This window comes from Emticicia sp. 21SJ11W-3, assembly GCF_024138715.1.
GTDB classification, from domain to species: domain Bacteria; phylum Bacteroidota; class Bacteroidia; order Cytophagales; family Spirosomataceae; genus Emticicia; species Emticicia fluvialis.
Window position 1 is genome coordinate 4,732,525 of record NZ_CP092074.1, and the last position, 17,352, is coordinate 4,749,876.

18 protein-coding genes are annotated in these 17,352 nt (G+C 41.4%); 10 read left to right on the forward strand and 8 right to left on the reverse strand.

Annotation, left to right across the window (positions count from 1 at the left end):
• Positions 1–104: 104 nt before the first annotated feature.
• Positions 105–1,778 carry a S41 family peptidase gene (locus MB380_RS20020; RefSeq protein ID WP_253530803.1) on the forward strand — a complete coding sequence of 558 codons (1,674 nt, stop codon included), beginning with the start codon at positions 105–107 and terminating at the stop codon, positions 1,776–1,778.
• A gap of 42 nt (positions 1,779–1,820) precedes the next feature.
• Here the strand turns inward: MB380_RS20020 and MB380_RS20025 are convergent, their stop codons facing one another.
• Positions 1,821–2,870 (reverse strand): M28 family peptidase, encoded by a 1,050-nt coding sequence (locus MB380_RS20025; RefSeq protein WP_253530805.1) that lies wholly within the window; start codon positions 2,868–2,870, stop codon positions 1,821–1,823.
• Between the two features lie 282 nt (positions 2,871–3,152).
• Between MB380_RS20025 and MB380_RS20030 the strand changes: the two genes are divergently transcribed.
• The 5 genes from MB380_RS20030 to MB380_RS20050 all read left to right on the forward strand — a co-directional run bounded on the left by MB380_RS20030 (position 3,153) and on the right by MB380_RS20050 (position 7,062).
• A complete protein-coding gene (locus MB380_RS20030; protein WP_101724568.1) occupies positions 3,153–3,485 on the forward strand; it encodes a nucleotide pyrophosphohydrolase in 333 nt (110 codons plus the stop codon).
• 1 nt (position 3,486) lies between these two features.
• Positions 3,487–4,416, forward strand: coding sequence for a hypothetical protein (locus tag MB380_RS20035; RefSeq protein WP_253530807.1), 930 nt, complete (start codon positions 3,487–3,489; stop codon positions 4,414–4,416).
• A gap of 82 nt (positions 4,417–4,498) precedes the next feature.
• On the forward strand, positions 4,499–5,014 hold the full coding sequence (locus tag MB380_RS20040; RefSeq protein ID WP_253530809.1) for a DUF2480 family protein: 516 nt from the start codon (positions 4,499–4,501) through the stop codon (positions 5,012–5,014).
• Between the two features lie 144 nt (positions 5,015–5,158).
• A complete protein-coding gene (gltX, locus tag MB380_RS20045; protein ID WP_253530811.1) occupies positions 5,159–6,664 on the forward strand; it encodes a glutamate--tRNA ligase in 1,506 nt (501 codons plus the stop codon).
• Between the two features lie 200 nt (positions 6,665–6,864).
• Positions 6,865–7,062: a hypothetical protein gene (locus MB380_RS20050; protein ID WP_253535664.1), complete on the forward strand. Its 198-nt coding sequence runs from the start codon at positions 6,865–6,867 to the stop codon at positions 7,060–7,062.
• A gap of 2 nt (positions 7,063–7,064) precedes the next feature.
• Here the strand turns inward: MB380_RS20050 and MB380_RS20055 are convergent, their stop codons facing one another.
• The 3 genes from MB380_RS20055 to MB380_RS20060 all read right to left on the reverse strand — a co-directional run bounded on the left by MB380_RS20055 (position 7,065) and on the right by MB380_RS20060 (position 8,655).
• Positions 7,065–7,757 (reverse strand): hypothetical protein, encoded by a 693-nt coding sequence (locus tag MB380_RS20055; RefSeq protein ID WP_253530813.1) that lies wholly within the window; start codon positions 7,755–7,757, stop codon positions 7,065–7,067.
• Positions 7,758–7,923: 166 nt separating this feature from the next.
• Positions 7,924–8,148: a cysteine-rich CWC family protein gene (locus MB380_RS22010; RefSeq protein ID WP_409014620.1), complete on the reverse strand. Its 225-nt coding sequence runs from the start codon at positions 8,146–8,148 to the stop codon at positions 7,924–7,926.
• Complete coding sequence (locus MB380_RS20060; protein WP_253530815.1) at positions 8,149–8,655, reverse strand: PAS domain-containing protein; 507 nt, start codon at positions 8,653–8,655, stop codon at positions 8,149–8,151.
• A gap of 156 nt (positions 8,656–8,811) precedes the next feature.
• On the opposite strand from MB380_RS20060, the gene MB380_RS20065 reads away from it, so the two are divergent.
• On the forward strand, positions 8,812–11,235 hold the full coding sequence (locus MB380_RS20065; protein WP_253530817.1) for an endonuclease MutS2: 2,424 nt from the start codon (positions 8,812–8,814) through the stop codon (positions 11,233–11,235).
• A gap of 51 nt (positions 11,236–11,286) precedes the next feature.
• Here MB380_RS20065 and MB380_RS20070 read toward each other — a convergent pair whose 3' ends face one another.
• From MB380_RS20070 to lysS, 3 genes are read right to left on the reverse strand one after another with little or no spacing between them, the layout of a single operon-like run.
• Positions 11,287–11,628: a hypothetical protein gene (locus MB380_RS20070; RefSeq protein WP_253530819.1), complete on the reverse strand. Its 342-nt coding sequence runs from the start codon at positions 11,626–11,628 to the stop codon at positions 11,287–11,289.
• Between the two features lies 1 nt (position 11,629).
• Positions 11,630–12,175: an ADP-ribosyltransferase gene (locus MB380_RS20075; RefSeq protein WP_253530824.1), complete on the reverse strand. Its 546-nt coding sequence runs from the start codon at positions 12,173–12,175 to the stop codon at positions 11,630–11,632.
• A 21-nt stretch (positions 12,176–12,196) separates the two neighbouring features.
• Positions 12,197–13,909, reverse strand: a complete 1,713-nt coding sequence (lysS, locus tag MB380_RS20080; protein WP_253530840.1) for a lysine--tRNA ligase — start codon at positions 13,907–13,909, stop codon at positions 12,197–12,199.
• 174 nt (positions 13,910–14,083) lie between these two features.
• On the opposite strand from lysS, the gene MB380_RS20085 reads away from it, so the two are divergent.
• Positions 14,084–14,935 (forward strand): SPFH domain-containing protein, encoded by an 852-nt coding sequence (locus tag MB380_RS20085; protein WP_253530842.1) that lies wholly within the window; start codon positions 14,084–14,086, stop codon positions 14,933–14,935.
• Positions 14,935–15,099 (forward strand): Arc family DNA-binding protein, encoded by a 165-nt coding sequence (locus MB380_RS20090; RefSeq protein ID WP_253530845.1) that lies wholly within the window; start codon positions 14,935–14,937, stop codon positions 15,097–15,099. Before MB380_RS20085 ends, MB380_RS20090 begins: the two co-directional genes overlap by 1 nt.
• Before the next feature lie 76 nt (positions 15,100–15,175).
• Here MB380_RS20090 and MB380_RS20095 read toward each other — a convergent pair whose 3' ends face one another.
• Positions 15,176–15,781, reverse strand: coding sequence for a Uma2 family endonuclease (locus MB380_RS20095; RefSeq protein WP_253530847.1), 606 nt, complete (start codon positions 15,779–15,781; stop codon positions 15,176–15,178).
• Positions 15,782–15,920: 139 nt separating this feature from the next.
• Between MB380_RS20095 and asnS the strand changes: the two genes are divergently transcribed.
• Positions 15,921–17,348 (forward strand): asparagine--tRNA ligase, encoded by a 1,428-nt coding sequence (gene asnS, locus MB380_RS20100; RefSeq protein WP_253530849.1) that lies wholly within the window; start codon positions 15,921–15,923, stop codon positions 17,346–17,348.
• The last annotated feature ends 4 nt before the right edge of the window (positions 17,349–17,352 follow it).

Here is a 17,352-nt window from a genome sequence, read left to right on the forward strand (position 1 = left end):
TTAATCATGTGCTGCTGCAATAATCACATTTTGAAGTGGCATTTCGTTAATTAATTATTACATTTATTTTGTAAATAAGCATTTATAATAAATTACGCCTGAAAGTGGAAGAGAACAAGATTCAGAATAATAAAGCGACGGTTCGTACCCCCATTATTGTGGGTACTACCCTGGCATTGGGCATATTAATTGGGGCAACTTTTTTTGGGGGAAAACGTGCAACCGGAGCCGGAGACGTGTCTCGCAGCACAACTAAATTCAGGGAGATTCTGTCATACATCAACAGAAGTTATGTAGATAGTGTCAATACTGACAGTCTGGTTGATTATTCCATCACAAAAATGTTGGAAAAACTAGACCCACACACCTATTATTTCCCTCCGCAAGATGCACAGCTGGCGCGCTCTCAACTGGAAAGCGGCTTTGATGGCATCGGCATTGAGTTTAATGTGTTTAATGATACCGTATATGTGGTAACGCCGCTGGCAGGTGGGCCGTCAGAGGCTGTGGGCATACAGAGTGGTGATGCCATCATTAAAGCTAATAATAACAGCCTGACAGGTAAAGATGCCAGTTCTACCAACATATTCGCCAACCTGAGAGGTAAGCGGGGGTCAGAAGCCAAACTGGAAATTAAAAGAAAAGGCTTTAAAGACCTGTTGAAGTTTTCGGTTATCCGTGATAAAATACCACAATATTCTATTGATGCGGCCTATATTATGGATGACCATAAAACGGGTTATCTGAAAATCAATCGTTTTACCGAAACTACCTACGACGAGTTTAAGGAACACATGGCGGCCTTGCAAAAACAAGGCATGAAGCAATTGTTGCTTGATTTACGGGGGAATCCGGGCGGCTATATGGACAGAGCCACTGATATTGTAGACGAAATGGTAGGAGGTAAAGGCGTGATAGTTTACACCGACGGAAAAGATACCCGTAATAACCGCAAGGCTTTTGCACATATTAACGGTATGTTTGAAAAAGGCGCTGTGGTGGTTCTGGTTGATGAAGGCAGCGCATCGGCGTCTGAGATTGTATCCGGCTCTTTACAGGATTACGACAGGGCATTGATTGTTGGTCGGCGAACGTTTGGTAAGGGATTAGTGCAGCAACCTATTCAGCTTTCTGACGGCTCTGAGTTACGACTCACTATTTCGCGCTATTATATACCAAGTGGCAGAAGTATCCAGAAACCTTATGTGAAAGGGAGCCTGGATTCTTACGAACATGAGCTGGATGACAGAGGTAAATCAGGAGAGTATTTTATAGCAGACAGTATCAAGAACAACCCTAAGATGCGTTTTAAAACCGTGGGCGGCCGTACCGTTTATGGTGGCGGTGGTATTACACCTGATATTTTTGTACCGCGAGACACAAGCCATATTACTGCCTACCTGATGGAGCTATACGGCCGCAACGTAATACGCGAATATGCCATGAGCTACGCTAACGACAACCGCAAAACACTATTGAAGCAATCTTTTGAGAGTTACCTGAAAGACTTTAAAGTGAGCGACACCATGCTTAGCAGCATGAACAGGACATTAGAGAATACTGGCGTTAAGTACAGCGCCAAAGATTTTGCAGACTCAAAAGAATTTGTAAAACTTCAGTTAAAGGCTGCTATTGCCCGACATGTATGGCAGCGAAGCGTAAAAAATGGCCTCAATAATGAATATTATCAGATAGTATATGCCGACGACCCGATGGTTGCAACAGCCATAAAAAGTTTCGCCAAAGCAGAAAAATTGGAAAAAGAAAAGAAACTATAAAAATGAAACTGAAACGGGGAGCATCTGGCTCCCTGTTTCAGTTTAAAATGTACCGCTGTCTTCCTGATATAACACCTGCACTACCGTTTGGCCTACTGCTTCTAGTGTATTTTTATCAATGATACTTATGTTATCTGCATGGGTATGATGATACGCACCAAAAGTACGGCTGGTGTTCAGTTCCTGATGCAGAATGTCTATCATCGGTATTTTGGCTACTGTATTTACATAATAATGGTCGTCAGTAATTCCGGCAGCCTCCTGCTGAATAAAGTACTGCCCATAACCAAGCACACCTGCGATATCCCATACACGGCTATTAACACTACCGGCAAACTGAACCGATTGCTGCTCTTTAGGGAAAGTAGCTCCTTTAGCGCCTACCATGTCTAACAAAATACCAAAATAGGCCGAATAACCCGGCTTGTGTAAATTAGCAGCCCAATATTGTGAACCCAGGCACCAGAAAACCTTGTTTTGAGATACCGGTGGCGTATCCTCTTTTTCTCCCCAGTCTTCTGCATCAAAGAAGATAATATCTACACCCAGATTAAGCTTCTGCGGCGATGAACTGATAATACGGGCAATTTCAAGCAGCACCCCTACTCCACTGGCCCCGTCGTTAGCTCCATCAATAGCCTGGTCTTTTTTCTGAGTATCTTTATCTGCAAAGGGTCGGCTGTCCCAATGGGCTGCCAGTAAAATTCTTTTAGTAGCAGAGGGGTTAAAACTGCCGATAATGTTGCGGGCATTCAGTACTTTTCCATCAAAAGTTACAGGCATAAAACGTTGCTCTGTTACTTCAAAGCCGTAGGCTTTCAGTTTATTTACCATCCAGTTGCCTGCTTTTAAATGCGCAGGGGTGCCTGGTACCCTTGGGCCAAACTTCACCTGAGTATCAACAAAAGCAAAGGCAGAATCAGCATTGAACGCCGGGGAGGTTACCAGTTTAATTGCCTCTGTTTCTTTGGCAGAACCCGAACTCCCACTGTGCCTGCAGGAAACCATGGCAAAAAACACCGGAAAATAAATTAGTATAACCCAATGGGGGAAACGCCCGTTTTGAGTTGTCTGTTTTTGAAATAAATTCATTATCATTATATGATTATTAAAAAAATAGCTGGTCAATCAGCCAGCGTTTGCACCGATGTAAATTTCTGTTGCAAAGGTATTTAATTTAGTTTCAGCTATTAAAAGAAAATTAAACTGAAACGGCCAGCATTAAAAACATTTTTATAAAAAACTGATAATAAGCAATTTATAAGTTTTTTTACATAAATTACATTTTGCTTCGTTTTAAAACAGCATAGGGCCGGGCCGCGTATTTCGCAAAGCGCTTTTTTTGCTTAGTTTTGCATTAAAAGTACAATTAATATGACCATAGCCGAAGCCCAGACAGCGGTAGATAATTGGATTAAGACCATTGGTGTCAGATACTTTAACGAACTCACCAACATGGCCATGCTTACCGAAGAGGTAGGCGAAGTAGCGCGTATTATTGCCCGCAGGTACGGCGAGCAGTCAGAAAAAGAATCTGACAAAGAAAAAAACCTGGCAGATGAAATGGCAGACGTGCTGTTTGTACTGATATGCCTGGCCAACCAAACTAACATAGACTTAACAGATGCGCTTCGTAAAAACATAGAAAAGAAAACAAAAAGAGACAGTTTACGACACCTAAACAATGAAAAACTAACCAATATGTAATATGTTCACCATACTTTCACAAGCTTTTAACAGAACTGCCCGGAACTGGAAAATGGTTCTTACAGTTTTTATTCTTAATCTTTCGCTTGGACTAATTCTTGCTACACCACTTTATAATTTGCTTCAATCAGAGAGTCATAATTCTTTGGAGTTCGAAAAACTACTCAATGGATTCGATTTTACCGTTATATCAGACTTTATGTCGCAAAGCCGTAAAACACTCCGCCCTTTCTGGCTGTTAAGCTTTGCTTTGTCTGTTATATACATGATACTGAATATATTCTTTGCAGGGGGCATACTCTGTCAGTTTGCCAAGAGAGGCTCTTTCCGCCTTGCCGAATTTTTCAAAAACTCAACTCGGTATTTTGGTCGTTTCCTGCTTGTATTTGTATTTGAGATTTTAGTTTTACTCGTAGTAGCCATTGTTTCTTTTGCCTGCATGGGGGTTTCGCTGGTTGCTTCTGATGGCAGTACCGAACCTGTGCAAATGGCCTGGCTTACACCTTCTTTGCTGATATCTGCCTTTTTGCTTACAGTTGTGCTCAACATGGGTCAATATGCCAAAATAATTCTTTTCAAAAACCAATCGCTAAGCGCATGGGCAGGCTTCCTGAAAGCAGCAGGCTACGTGTTTAATAATTTTAAAACCATGCGTATATACTGGGCTATCTTAATAGTAGCGGCAGCACTGGTTTTGGCTTATTACTTTCTTGAATCTGCCATTGGTATGACCTCGGCCTTCAAAATTGCTATCATGTTTATTATTCAGCAGGCGTTTATTTTCTGCCGTGTGTTTGTTAAAATCTGGACGCTGAGCGGTGCTTTTGAATACCTTTCTTTAAAGCCTGCGCTGGTTACCACCCTTTCAAAAGAAAATAGGGGCTTAAAGAGTGAGGCCTTCGATTCGGGAGAAGGCAAACTTTCTGTTTAAAGATAATGTTATAAAAATGCATGTGTCATTGTACCATTGCCCGTGCTGACAGCGCACAATGGTACTTTTTTATTTTATAACTATGGAAGAAGAAGTAATCGTAAACCGGGTAAGCAAAAGCGGACTGGTTTCTCTGGACCTTGAAGATTTTTATCACCCGGGCGACAGGGTTGTCTACGACCTCAAAGATAATTTATATATGGGTCTGATTCTCCGCGAGAAAGATTTCAGAGAGTTTCTGAAAACCCACGACTGGAGTTATTACACCAACAAAAATGTAGCTATTACCTGTACTGAAGACGCCATAATACCTACCTGGGCCTATATGCTGCTGGCTGTTCATTTAGAGCCTTATGCTCATTTAATTGTATTTGGCACATTAACTGATCTTGAAAATAAATTGTATGACGAGGCCATCAGCAAAATAGACTTCAGCCAGTACGAAGGCGCCAAAGTAGTGGTAAAAGGCTGCAGCAAGGTAAGCGTACCAACAACGGCCTATGTAGAGATAACCCGCCGCTTAAAGCCTGTAGCCCAAAGCATTATGTTTGGCGAACCATGCAGCACAGTGCCTTTGTACAAAAAACCCAGGGTTTAAATTCAGCAATTGTATTGTTGGGTATTTAAAAAAAATAAAACCATTGGCCTGCATTTTTTCGTAAATTGCGCCCCGTTTTAAATTTTTGGTCATATAGACCCTCATACCCTATTCGGGGAAATTAGAAATTCATTGCAAAAAACTATGTCTGTTCGTGTAAGATTTGCTCCGAGCCCCACTGGCCCGCTCCATATCGGAGGGGTACGCACGGCTTTGTATAATTATTTGTTTGCCCGCAAAATGGGTGGTAAGATGTTGCTTCGCATAGAAGACACCGACCAGACCCGCTACGTACCCGGAGCAGAAGAGTACATTCTGGAAGCCTTAAGCTGGATAGGCATTAACATTGATGAAGGCCAGGGCGTTGGCGGGCCGGATGCCCCTTACAGACAATCAGAAAGAAAAGCCATTTACCGCCAGTATGCAGACCAGTTGCTGGCATCAGGGAAAGCCTATTATGCTTTTGATACGGCTGATGAGCTGGAAGAAATGCGCAAAAAACTGGAAGAGGCCAAGGTAGATAATACCTCTTACAATGCAGTTACGCGCATGCAGATGAAAAACTCGCTGACGCTTCCGAAAGAAGAAGTAGAAGCGAGAATTGCAAAAGGCGACCCTTACGTGATACGCCTGAAAGTACCACTGAAAGAAGAAATCCGTTTTAAGGATATTATACGCGAGTGGGTGGTAGTACACTCATCAACTATCGACGATAAAGTATTGCTTAAGTCAGACGGAATGCCTACTTATCACCTGGCTAATATTGTTGACGACCACCTGATGGGCATCACCCATGTGATTCGTGGCGAAGAATGGCTGCCCTCTGCCCCGCTTCATATCTTGTTATACAGAGCCTTTGGCTGGCAGGCACCTGAGTTTGCGCACTTACCATTACTTTTAAAACCTGAAGGAAACGGCAAACTAAGCAAACGTGATGGTTTGTTAGGCAATTTTCCGGTTTTTCCGCTAAAATGGACAGACCCATTTACCAGCGAAGAAGCAAGAGGTTTCAGAGAAGACGGCTATTTCCCCGAAGCGCTGATTAACTTTCTGGCGTTTCTGGGCTGGAACCCGGGTACGGAACAGGAGATTTTCTCGATGGACGAATTAATTGAATCGTTCAGCCTTGAAAAAATACACAAAGCCGGTGCCCGCTTCATGGTTGACAAAGCCAAATGGTTTAATCAGCATTACCTGAAAGAGAAATCGGATGAGGAACTGGCAAACATTATTCAGCTTCCTGCCGGTACTTCTGCCGGCATTGCCACTAAGCTGGTTAAACTCATGAAAGACCGTGTTACATTCCCTCAGGAAATTGTAACAGAGGTGCCATATATCTTTGCCACTCCGGCTGCGTATGATGAAGAGGTTGCGAAAAGCAAATGGAATGATGACGCCAAAAAGGCCATGAGCGCCATTAAAGAAGCCATACAAAGCATGGCAGAAGAGCAATTTGTAGCGCAACAAATTCATGACACTATATTTCCGGCACTTGAAGCAGCCGGACTAAAACCCGGCAAGGTAATGCAGGCGTTCCGGCTGTCAATTACAGGCGTTGGCAAAGGGCCCGATTTAATGCTTATTCTTGAAATACTGGGCAAAGCCGAAGTAATTGCCAGAATAGAAAAAGCCATTGTAACACTTGGATAATACGTTGAGGTTTTGTGCGTTTCTGATATTTGAAACGCACAAAACTTTAATTAGAACTCAATACAAATTTGCACGGCTGCATATCTTTATTGAGTTAATTTTAAAAATGTTGTTTTGCCACATAGTTTACATAGCAGTAGCAATTGAACAAAATTGTTAAAAACAGGTTTATTAAGTTAAAACCCATAAATTTCTACCAAATGGCAAAGAAGAAATCAGACGATAAGTCTCAGGCCGAAAACCCACGTGTTCATAAAGATTTAAATGGATTTGATATCAAGATAAACTCTTTCGGTGAAATACAGATGAGCTTTGAGATAGACAAAATCAATAGTTTCCTGAATAATACTGTAGACGACAAAAAACTTCGTAACCGAAAAAAAGACGCAGAACAGTAGAATTAATTTCGCCGGCCAAATACAGGCTTCCTGTAAGCCCGATTCAGCAATCCTGTTACGAGCAATATTCTGCCCAGGTTGGCAGCAATTCTTACTATGCCGTAATCAAACGCAAAAGGGGTAATATATACCCTATGAAAACTGGTTCCACTGGCAAACATAATAAAAAACATGCCCATGGTTATGCTCAGTTTGCTCTTTTCTTCAAACGGCAGGTAAGCCGATAAAACAGACATATACATAATCTGCAGCAGGTAAACAGATAGAATCAGCACTACGTCATATCTGTGAATATTAAAGATACTGATAACAAAGTAAACAAGCGGAAAAAGAACAAAGGGTACTACAACCCTTATAAATGTTCTTAAGTTATTAGTGAGCTTTATTCTTGCGCCCTCTAACCTATAAATCTTGATAAGCAGCTGATAACTAACCAGAAGCAGAACTACCTCAACCAACGTACCCCAGGTAAAACCAAATAAAAAAATAGGAATGGGCGTAAAGGCAGGTATCAGACATGAAACAATAAATAGTCTGTCTGTCAGAGTAAGTACCGACTTCCTTGCCGAATAATACCAGTAAGCTATATACAGATGTATTAAGCCCCTGAAAGGATAGGCAAAAGCAGGATTTACCTGATAAAAAATTAACAACTCAATAGCTAGTAGTAAAGCAACAGGAACAAGCCTTATCATGTATGAACAAAAATTAACTAAAATTGAAACCAGCGTTAGACAATAGCCTCAATTTTAAATTAATCAATCTTATATTACATAAACACTATTACCTGTTTAACAAAAACTGAACCAAAATTAATACGCGCCAATAAAAAAGAGGCCTCAATCAAAAAAAATGAATACCTCAGTTATTATTGACCCATGATGCAGGTTTTTGCTCTTTTTTTAAAGTTTCAAGGCATTTAATGCAAAGGCAGGAGCTAAACATTTTACCAATTTCTGCTATCAAAGCATCAGAAAGGAGAATGGATTTGCAAGCGCAATTGTTGATTTCTGATGCCAGACAAGTAAATGGCTGTTGACAGCGGGGGCAGACCTGCGACGGATATGTTGTAGAAAGGTGCGACAATTAATTTACCTCTTTTTCAATGGCAATAAAATGTGTAACAATATTCTCCTGATTTCTCAACGGTGCAATACTCAGCCCACACCAGTAAGTCTCACCATTTTTCCGGTAATTCAATATTCTGGCTTTTAGAGGCTCAAACTTAGACAGTCTATCATTAATTAACTCTCTGGTAGGCTTATGTGTTCTTTTACCCTGCAAAAACGTAGGTTTTTTACCAATAATTTCGCATTTTTCGTAGCCGGTCATGGCTACAAAAGCTCTGCTTGCCCAAACAATTGCTTTTGATACGTCTGTAATTATCAAGGCGTAATTTTCCATCAGATACGACTTATAATCACTATCAGGTTGCCATTGGTTTAATACCATTAACTCATCCAGTTCGGTCATATCCTGATGCACTTCTAATCTTTGGCTCATGTTGATACTGGCGATATCCCAGCAAAGCAATGGAGCAAAAACGGGTTTACTTTGAGAATCTTCTCTTGAAAAAAGTGGTAGATTAAACATTGACTTATTTTTTAAGACTATACCATTTGTTGAACTTAAATGTTTAAATTTTTTTTAAATAATGGCTTTGGGCTCCATAAAACAGGTCTCAACGGGCCTTTCACCTGTTAAAGACCGGAAAATTTAGTAAATTTGTATCTGTTTTTAAATAAAAAAATGCTTTACCCACAAAACATAGAACAAAAAATAGGGTTTGATAAAATTCGTGAACTCATTGCCGAACAATGTATCAGCTCGCTTGGGCGGGCCTTTGTTGAAAAAATTCGTTTTTCGGACGACTATAAACTGATTGACCGTTTAATAAGACAAGCTGCAGAGTTTAAACTGATATTGCAGGTTGAACCGGGTTTTCCGGAGCAAAACTACATTGATGTAAGCGACGCCCTGGCGCGTGCATCTATTGAAGGCGCATTTATAGGCGAAGACCAGTTTTTTGAAATAAAACTTTCGCTGCGCACTATTCAACAGATTATACATTTCTTTAAAGGTAAAGAAGAGACTATCTACCCCGAGCTAAAATTGCTTACTGCTAATTCGTTACCCGTTTCGGCCGATGACGGCTGGGGAAGCGTAATATCTCAGATTGATAAGATTATTGACGAAAGAGGCAAGGTGCGCGACTCAGCATCACCTGAACTGGCTGATATTCGCCGACGCCTCATAGCTGAACAAAGCGAGCTAAGAAAAACCCTTGAACGTATTCTGCGCACTGCGCGTAATAGCGGCTGGATAGGCGATGATATGTCTTTGACAATCCGCGATGGCCGGATGGTTATTCCGATTCTGTCGGAACACAAGCGCAAGCTGAGAGGCTTTGTACACGATGAGTCTGCAACCGGACAAATGGCCTTTGTTGAACCCGCCGAGGTGCTGGAGGCCAATAATGAAATAAGGGAGCTGGAAGCCCGTGAACGCCGTGAGATAGTAAAAATACTGGAGAAACTCACCGCTTTTCTTCGGCCACATGTGCCTGCTCTGCGTAAGGCCTATCTGTTTTTAGGCCTGATAGACTTTATCAGAGCCAAGGCTAAGTTTGCCTTGACCATCAATGGTACTGCTCCCCTGCTGGTAGAAAACCAGGCTTTGGAATGGTACAGAGCCACCCACCCATTGTTGTATCTGGCACATCAGAAACTCAATAAATCTATTGTACCGCTGTCAATAAAACTTGACCATGAAAATAGAATAGTGCTGGTTTCCGGGCCAAACGCCGGCGGAAAATCGGTCATGCTTAAAACCATAGGGTTGGTGCAATACATGGCACAATGTGGCCTGTTGGTACCCGCATCGCCCGATTCAAAAGTGGGCATATTCAAGAATGTATTCATTGATATAGGCGACGAGCAGAGCATAGAAAACGACCTCAGTACCTATAGCTCGCACCTCACAAACATGAAGCACTTTGTCAATTTCTCAAACAAGTTTACCTTGTTTTTAATTGACGAATTTGGAACCGGAACTGAACCCAGCCTGGGTGGAGCTATTGCAGAATCGATTCTTGAACAGCTACTGCGCGCAAAGGCCTACGGGGTTATTAATACGCATTATACCAACCTGAAAGTTTTTGCCAATAAAAACAGCGGAACCATCAACGGCGCCATGAAGTTTGATGCCGAACATCTGGAACCGCTCTATGAACTTGAAATTGGCAAACCCGGCAGTTCTTTTGCTTTGGAGGTAGCCCAGAAAATTGGCTTACCCAAGCAGGTAGTAGATAACGCCAAGCGCAAATTAGGCACCCAGCAGATTGATTTCGAGAAGCTGATTAAGGAGCTTGAAATTGAGCGGAAGGTGTTTTCTGACAGAAACAAGGAGTTTATTGAGAAAAACCAACAGTTAAAAAACACGCTTGAGCAATATAATGGCCTGAAGAGTTTTCTGGAAACTGAGAAAAAGAAGATTCTGAACGACGCCAAAGCACAGGCTAAAGAATTGCTGAAAGAAACTAATCGCAAGATTGAAAGTACGATTAAAGAAATAAAAGAAGGCAAGGCTGATAAGGATTTAACAAGGCTTATCCGGCAGGAACTACAAAACTTTGAAAGTAAGGAGCTGAAACCCGAAAAGGTAGATGAACCCAAGCCAGCATCAGAAGAATGGATTGCCGATGACGGGGCTATAACTGTAGGAAGTTTCGTAAGAATTAAAGGGCAGACAGCCGTAGGAGAGTTACTATTTATGAAAGGCAAAGATGCCGAGGTAGCCATTGGGGAGCTGAAAACCAATGTAAAACTGAACAGGCTGGAGAAACTGAGCCGTAAAGAGTTTAAGGAAGCCGTGAAAGAGAGCATCAAGCCCAAAATGAGCGGAATTGACCTGAACGAAAAGATGATGAATTTCAGCTTTAACCTTGATTTACGGGGCAAACGCGGCGAAGAGGCACTAGGTGAGGTAGACAGCCTGATGAACGATGCCATTATGTTGGGGTATCCCGAATTACGCATCATTCACGGCAAAGGTGATGGTATTCTAAGAACTCTGATACGCCAGCACCTGCGCAGCTACAAACAGGTAGCAGGCATGGCCGACGAACACGCCGACCGTGGCGGACAAGGGGTAACTATTGTGAGGATGAAATAAAACGAAAAAGGCTGTCCCGCGAGACAGCCTTTTTCGTTTTATTTTATATGTTTACTCTACTTTCCCAAAAGCAGACTGAGATTTTTTATGCAAATGATATGCCGGGTCTTCTTCTAAAACAGAATTTTGAGTTATAAATTCTTCATTCCCACTGTTATTTAGACGCTCTAATATTCTACTAAGCTCTTGGAAAAAATTAATCAGGTCTATTTTTTCAGTATTCGAAAGGCCACTTTTACTTAATTCACGTTTTACTTGGTCAAGAGTATTATTTACGATTGAAATACGAAAATCTTTGTTCTCTTCATTTACATATGGTGTAAGATGAAGATTAAAACTCTCATTAATATCTTTTAGACTTTCACTTCTATATTCTTTAGTACTTACTCCCATATCAGTCTTCAGTTAAAGTTACTTCTTCTAAGGTAATCTCATAGTATCCATTTTCGGAATCATAGCTTAGAACTTTAAACTTTTTATTATAACCTAAAACTACTTCTTTTTCGTCTAAATGTTTTGCGATTATGCTAATATTTTTCCAATTTCTGCAAAGAATCGTAAATCTAACCCTCCCAAAAGCCCAAGCCAGATTTTCATTGAGACTTGCTGAAATAAAACTATGCTCTTCTATAAGCTCGCCACTATGATAAGCTTCTAAATAAGATTTAAGTTGAGATTTGTTTAAGTTTACACCTCTGAATGCAAGATTAAATTCTGAAGGAATTTTGTCTAAAGCGTTTTTCAAATGTACTCCAAACTCACTAATATTCAGACCATTGCTAACTCTCAATTGCTCATTCAGGCTTTCATAACCATCTTCGGTATATTTATAAATAACAGCCTTTTCGTGTATTGACAAAAAAGGATATTCATTACTGAAACGCTCAACTATTCTGATTTCTTTTTCAAGATATTCATTTGCAAACTCTTCTAAAGTCATATAAAGGCAAATGTTTGTCTATTATTCCACCCAAACCTTCACTTCATCAAGCGTTGGCATTTTTTCTTCAATTTTCAGTTTCTTTCTCAAACCTCCCAAATCATTGAAAATCTTGTTAGCGTTGGCTCCTTTCAGTTGGTCTGTCATTAAAAAGCCCATTTTCTGCAAGGCAGGAATCCAGACTTTCGGCACGCCAATGGCTTCATAATCTGCCTCGGTTGATACCTCCTGCTTTTTCTCAGGGCGCATCTGCGGGAAGAACAATACCTCCTGAATACTGGCATTATCTGTCAGCATCATGGTCAGGCGGTCAATACCAATACCGATACCTGCGGTTGGAGGCATTCCGTATTCCAACGAACGGATAAAATCTTCATCCATAGCCATTGCCTCTTCGTCACCACGTTCGGCCAGTTTCAATTGTTCTTCAAAACGTTCTCGCTGGTCAATCGGGTCGTTCAACTCAGAGTACGCATTGGCAACTTCTTTGCCGTTAACAAACAGTTCGAAACGCTCAACCAGACCCGGTTTTGTACGGTGCTTCTTGGTTAATGGCGACATCTCAACCGGATAATCGATTATGAACGTAGGCTGAATGAGATTAGCTTCAACTTTTTCACCAAAAATCTCATCTATCAACTTGGCCTTACCCATAGTATCATCTATCTGCATTCCCCACTGGCGGCAATACTGGCGGGTTTCTTCTTCCGATAACGTGCCCACATCAACGCCCGTGTATTTTTCAATAGCTTCCAGAATACTTAAACGGGCAAACGGCCCGGCAAAATCGAGTTCGTGTTCACCCGATTTGAATCTGGTAGTACCATGCACGGCTAAAGCTACTTTTTCAAAGATTTCTTCCGTTATGTTCATCATCCACTCGTAGTCCTTGTAGGCTACGTAGAATTCCAGAGAGGTAAACTCAGGGTTGTGGGTTCTGTCCATACCTTCATTGCGGAACATCTTGCCAAACTCATATACACCGTCAAAGCCACCAACTATCAACCTTTTCAGATATAATTCGTTGGCAATACGCATATACAGCGGCATATCAAGTGTATTATGATGCGTTTTGAACGGGCGAGCTGCTGCCCCGCCATGAATAGGCTGCAGAATCGGGGTTTCTACTTCCAGCCAGCCTCTTTCATCAAACATCTGGCGCATGGTGCTGATAACCCTGGCCCTTTTAATGAAAATATCTTTTACATGCGGGTTTACTATTAAATCGACATAACGCTGGCGGTAACGCAGTTCTGGGTCTGAGAAGGCATCATACACTTTACCGTCTACCTCTTTTACAACCGGTAGCGGGCGTAACGATTTATTAAGAATCTTGAACTCTGTTACATGTATTGAAATCTCATTGGTTTGGGTAGTAAACACAAAACCCTTCACGCCAATGATATCACCGATATCAAGTAATTTTTTGAAAACTGTATTATATAAAGTCTTGTCTTCACCCGGGCACAAATCATCCCGACGGAAGTACAATTGTATTCTGCCTGTTGAATCCTGCAATTCAACAAATGAGGCGCTGCCCATAATCCGGAAGCTCATCAGGCGGCCCGCAATGGAAACATTCTTATAGTCTAACTTATTGTTTTCGTAATTCTTATGAATATCGGCAGTGTTTACATTTACCTCAAATAACTCGGCCGGGTATGGGTCAATGCCCATAGCCATTAAATCTTGTCTTTTCTGACGGCGCAGAATTTCCTGTTCGCTAAGAACCATCGCTTTATCTTTTTATTTTCAATTCGTTATAAGGCGCAAAGTTAAAAATAAAATGTCAATTATTATTAATTACCGTTTATCTGTAAAAACCCTCACCTATCATTTTTTCTTTTGTCAATCTTGGTCGTTTCAATATCTTTGTGATATCAATTTAATATCAAACAAAAACCCCTTATGAAAGAGAAAGAACTTTACTCGCAATCCGGATACCTGCTGCTGATAGGTGGATTACTTTTAATGATAGTACCCGTCTTCACCTTTTTTACCTATGCGCCCATTCTGGCTATTATTGTTGCTCTGGCTGGCTTTATTCTTATTATTGGCTTAACGGTAATTAATCCTAACGAAGCAGCCGTTACTACGTTCTTCGGCGACTACATGGGAACCATGAAACAGAATGGGTTACGCTGGGTGAATCCGTTGTTTCGTCGTAAAAAAATAAGCCTGCGTGCCAGAAACCTGAACGGACAAAAGCTGAAAGTAAACGACAAAATGGGAAATCCGATAGAGATAGCAGCCGTGGTGGTTTGGCGGGTGAGCGACACCGCAAAGGCCGTTTTTGAAGTAGATGACTATCTTAAATTTGTGGATATTCAGTCAGAAGCCGCCGTGCGGCACCTTGCCAGCTCTTATGCCTATGATAACATAGAAGACGAAAGCGCCAACATTACCCTTCGCGATGGCTCGGGGAAAATCAACGAAATGTTGGAAAAAGAACTGAACGAGCGCATTGCCCAGGCAGGTGTTGAGGTAATGGAGGCGCGTATAAGCCACCTGTCTTATGCCCCTGAAATTGCAGGCGCCATGTTGCAACGCCAACAGGCAACAGCAGTGGTAGCCGCCCGTAAGCAAATTGTTGAAGGCGCGGTAGGAATGGTAGAAATGGCTTTGGCCAGATTGTCAGAAAAAGAAATTGTACATCTGGATGAAGAGCGTAAAGCCGCGATGGTAAGTAATTTATTGGTAGTTTTGTGTGGTGAAAAATCTGTGAGCCCCGTGGTAAATACCGGAACCCTGTATAACTGATGGCCAACGAAAAAAAAGCATTTGTATTAAGAATCAGTCCTGAAGTGCTGAAAGAACTGGAGAAGTGGTCGGCAGAGGAATTCAGAAGCCTGAACGGACAGATAGAGTACATCTTGAACGATGCTCTGAAAAAACGTAAAAAGAGCAAAAAGAATGAGGAGTAAGCGGGCAGGAGGTATAATTTTGGTATCTCCTGCCTGAATATGTTTGTACCCCTAGCCCCTAAAGGGGAATTTTCAATCAGAGCTTTATTCCTTCTTCTTCCAGATACTTCCCGATGTTAATATTAATGCCATCAAAAAGCTCTACATCCTTATTCCAATCTTTAATCAGCCAGTCTTCGTTGGGTGAAGTCACTATCACCTGTTGAGTTGCCGTAACAACCCAAAAAACTTTCTCTACACCAAATTCAAATAGCTTTCCGGTTTTGCGGGTCAGGTATTCAATAAAGCTGGTTTCACTCAAATCGGCATTCGTATCTACTTCTATAATGTATTTGGGTGGTACATCAGAATACTTATTATTGATTTTATCGGGTGTTAGCACCTGTTTATCATAAATCAGAATATCACCCGCCAAAGTATCTTTATATCCTAACTTCAAACCAGATTCATTCGTATGTATTCTGTATTTTTTCTTATCATAAAAAATATGAATAATCTCAAGTATAAAGTTAACCAACTCAGATTGTAGTGAACTGCTACCCATTATTTCTTCAGCATTAAGTTGTTTTTTTACAGCTTCCTTATAACCTTTATAATAAACCGGCTCTCCATCCATTACTTCATAGATGAATTCCTCAGGAATTTTATTCTTAGCTGTCTTTTTCGTTGTCTCAAGCACCATCTCTATTTCTAATTTATTGAAACTAAGTTACACAATCTGTTTAATTACTAATACAACAATTTGTTTTTATTTCTACAAATGCCACGTATAACTAGCTATTTTTATCTATTTTTGCGGTTCATTACAAGATTTTATTTTTATGCAAATCAAAGAAATACTTACACAGACACCTGTACAACAAGAAGTAACAGTAAAAGGCTGGGTGCGTACAAAGAGGGGGCAGGCAGCCGTAACATTTATTGCAATTAATGACGGTTCTACCATCCATAATATTCAGGCAGTAGTAGAAGGAAATACAATTAATGAAGAAACGCTTAAGCTGGTTACTACCGGTGCCTGCGTAGCCATAACCGGAAAACTGATTGCCTCGGTGGGTTCTGGTCAGGCTGTTGAAGTACAAGCAGAAAAAATAGAAGTTTACGGCACTGCCGATGAGACTTTCCCGATGCAACCCAAACGCCACTCAATGGAGTTTCTGCGCGAAAAAGCTCACCTGCGCTTCCGTACTAATACTTTCGGAGCCGTATTCCGTATTCGTCATGCGCTGGCCTTCGCCATTCATAAATATTTTAACGATAAAGGCTTCTTTTACCTGCATACGCCCATCATTACGGCGTCTGATGCCGAGGGTGCCGGAGAAATGTTTCATGTAACAACGCTTGATATTAAAAATCCTCCTAAAACAGAAACGGGAGATATTGACTATAAAGAAGATTTCTTTGGCCGCGAAACCAGCTTAACGGTATCGGGCCAGTTGGAAGGAGAATTGGGCGCGCTGGCACTTTCGAAAATTTACACTTTCGGGCCAACCTTCCGTGCCGAAAACTCTAACACCACCCGCCACCTGGCTGAGTTCTGGATGATAGAGCCGGAAGTTGCCTTCTATGAACTGGAAGACAACATGACACTGGCAGAAGATTTTGTGCAAAATGTGATTCAATATGCGCTTGAAAACTGCGCCGACGACCTTGTTTTTCTGGAAAAACGCCTGTTGGAAGAAGAGAAAAACAAACCGCAGAACGAACGCAGCCCGATGTCTTTGATTGAGAAATTACGCTTTGTGGTTGATAACCAGTTTGAGCGTTTAACTTATACCGAGGCAATTGATATTCTGTTGAAATCAAAAGCGCATAAAGAGAAGAAATTCCAGTATCCGGTTGAATGGGGTATCGATTTGCAATCGGAACACGAGCGTTATCTGGTAGAAAAACACTTTAAAAAACCGGTTATTCTGACCAACTATCCACGTGAAATCAAGGCATTCTATATGAAACAGGATGCCGATGGTAAGACTGTGAGAGCAATGGACGTATTGTTTCCGGGTATTGGTGAAATAATTGGAGGCTCTCAACGTGAGGACGACTACGAAAAACTGGTAACCCGCGTGAAAGAAGTAGGGATAGACCCTGAAAACATCTGGTGGTATCTGGAAACCCGTAAGTTTGGTTCTGCGCCGCATGCAGGGTTTGGCTTAGGGTTTGAGCGTCTGGTATTGTTCGTTACAGGCATGACCAACATCCGTGACGTAATTGCGTTCCCGAGAACACCTAAGAGTGCTGAATTTTAATTAT

Excerpts from the sequence above, each read along its gene's own strand:
- MB380_RS20070 (WP_253530819.1), bottom strand. The coding sequence starts at position 11,628 with ATGGGAGTAAGTACTAAAGAATATAGAAGTGAAAGTCTAAAAGATATT.
- MB380_RS20085 (WP_253530842.1), top strand. The coding sequence starts at position 14,084 with ATGAAAGAGAAAGAACTTTACTCGCAATCCGGATACCTGCTGCTGATA.
- MB380_RS20095 (WP_253530847.1), bottom strand. The coding sequence starts at position 15,781 with ATGGTGCTTGAGACAACGAAAAAGACAGCTAAGAATAAAATTCCTGAG.
- MB380_RS20065 (WP_253530817.1), top strand. The coding sequence starts at position 8,812 with ATGCTTTACCCACAAAACATAGAACAAAAAATAGGGTTTGATAAAATT.
- MB380_RS20090 (WP_253530845.1), top strand. The coding sequence starts at position 14,935 with ATGGCCAACGAAAAAAAAGCATTTGTATTAAGAATCAGTCCTGAAGTG.
- MB380_RS20035 (WP_253530807.1), top strand. The coding sequence starts at position 3,487 with ATGTTCACCATACTTTCACAAGCTTTTAACAGAACTGCCCGGAACTGG.
- MB380_RS20040 (WP_253530809.1), top strand. The coding sequence starts at position 4,499 with ATGGAAGAAGAAGTAATCGTAAACCGGGTAAGCAAAAGCGGACTGGTT.
- MB380_RS20025 (WP_253530805.1), bottom strand. The coding sequence starts at position 2,870 with ATGAATTTATTTCAAAAACAGACAACTCAAAACGGGCGTTTCCCCCAT.
- MB380_RS20030 (WP_101724568.1), top strand. The coding sequence starts at position 3,153 with ATGACCATAGCCGAAGCCCAGACAGCGGTAGATAATTGGATTAAGACC.
- MB380_RS20055 (WP_253530813.1), bottom strand. The coding sequence starts at position 7,757 with ATGATAAGGCTTGTTCCTGTTGCTTTACTACTAGCTATTGAGTTGTTA.
- MB380_RS20075 (WP_253530824.1), bottom strand. The coding sequence starts at position 12,175 with ATGACTTTAGAAGAGTTTGCAAATGAATATCTTGAAAAAGAAATCAGA.
- asnS (WP_253530849.1), top strand. The coding sequence starts at position 15,921 with ATGCAAATCAAAGAAATACTTACACAGACACCTGTACAACAAGAAGTA.
- MB380_RS20060 (WP_253530815.1), bottom strand. The coding sequence starts at position 8,655 with ATGTTTAATCTACCACTTTTTTCAAGAGAAGATTCTCAAAGTAAACCC.
- MB380_RS20050 (WP_253535664.1), top strand. The coding sequence starts at position 6,865 with ATGGCAAAGAAGAAATCAGACGATAAGTCTCAGGCCGAAAACCCACGT.
- gltX (WP_253530811.1), top strand. The coding sequence starts at position 5,159 with ATGTCTGTTCGTGTAAGATTTGCTCCGAGCCCCACTGGCCCGCTCCAT.
- lysS (WP_253530840.1), bottom strand. The coding sequence starts at position 13,909 with ATGGTTCTTAGCGAACAGGAAATTCTGCGCCGTCAGAAAAGACAAGAT.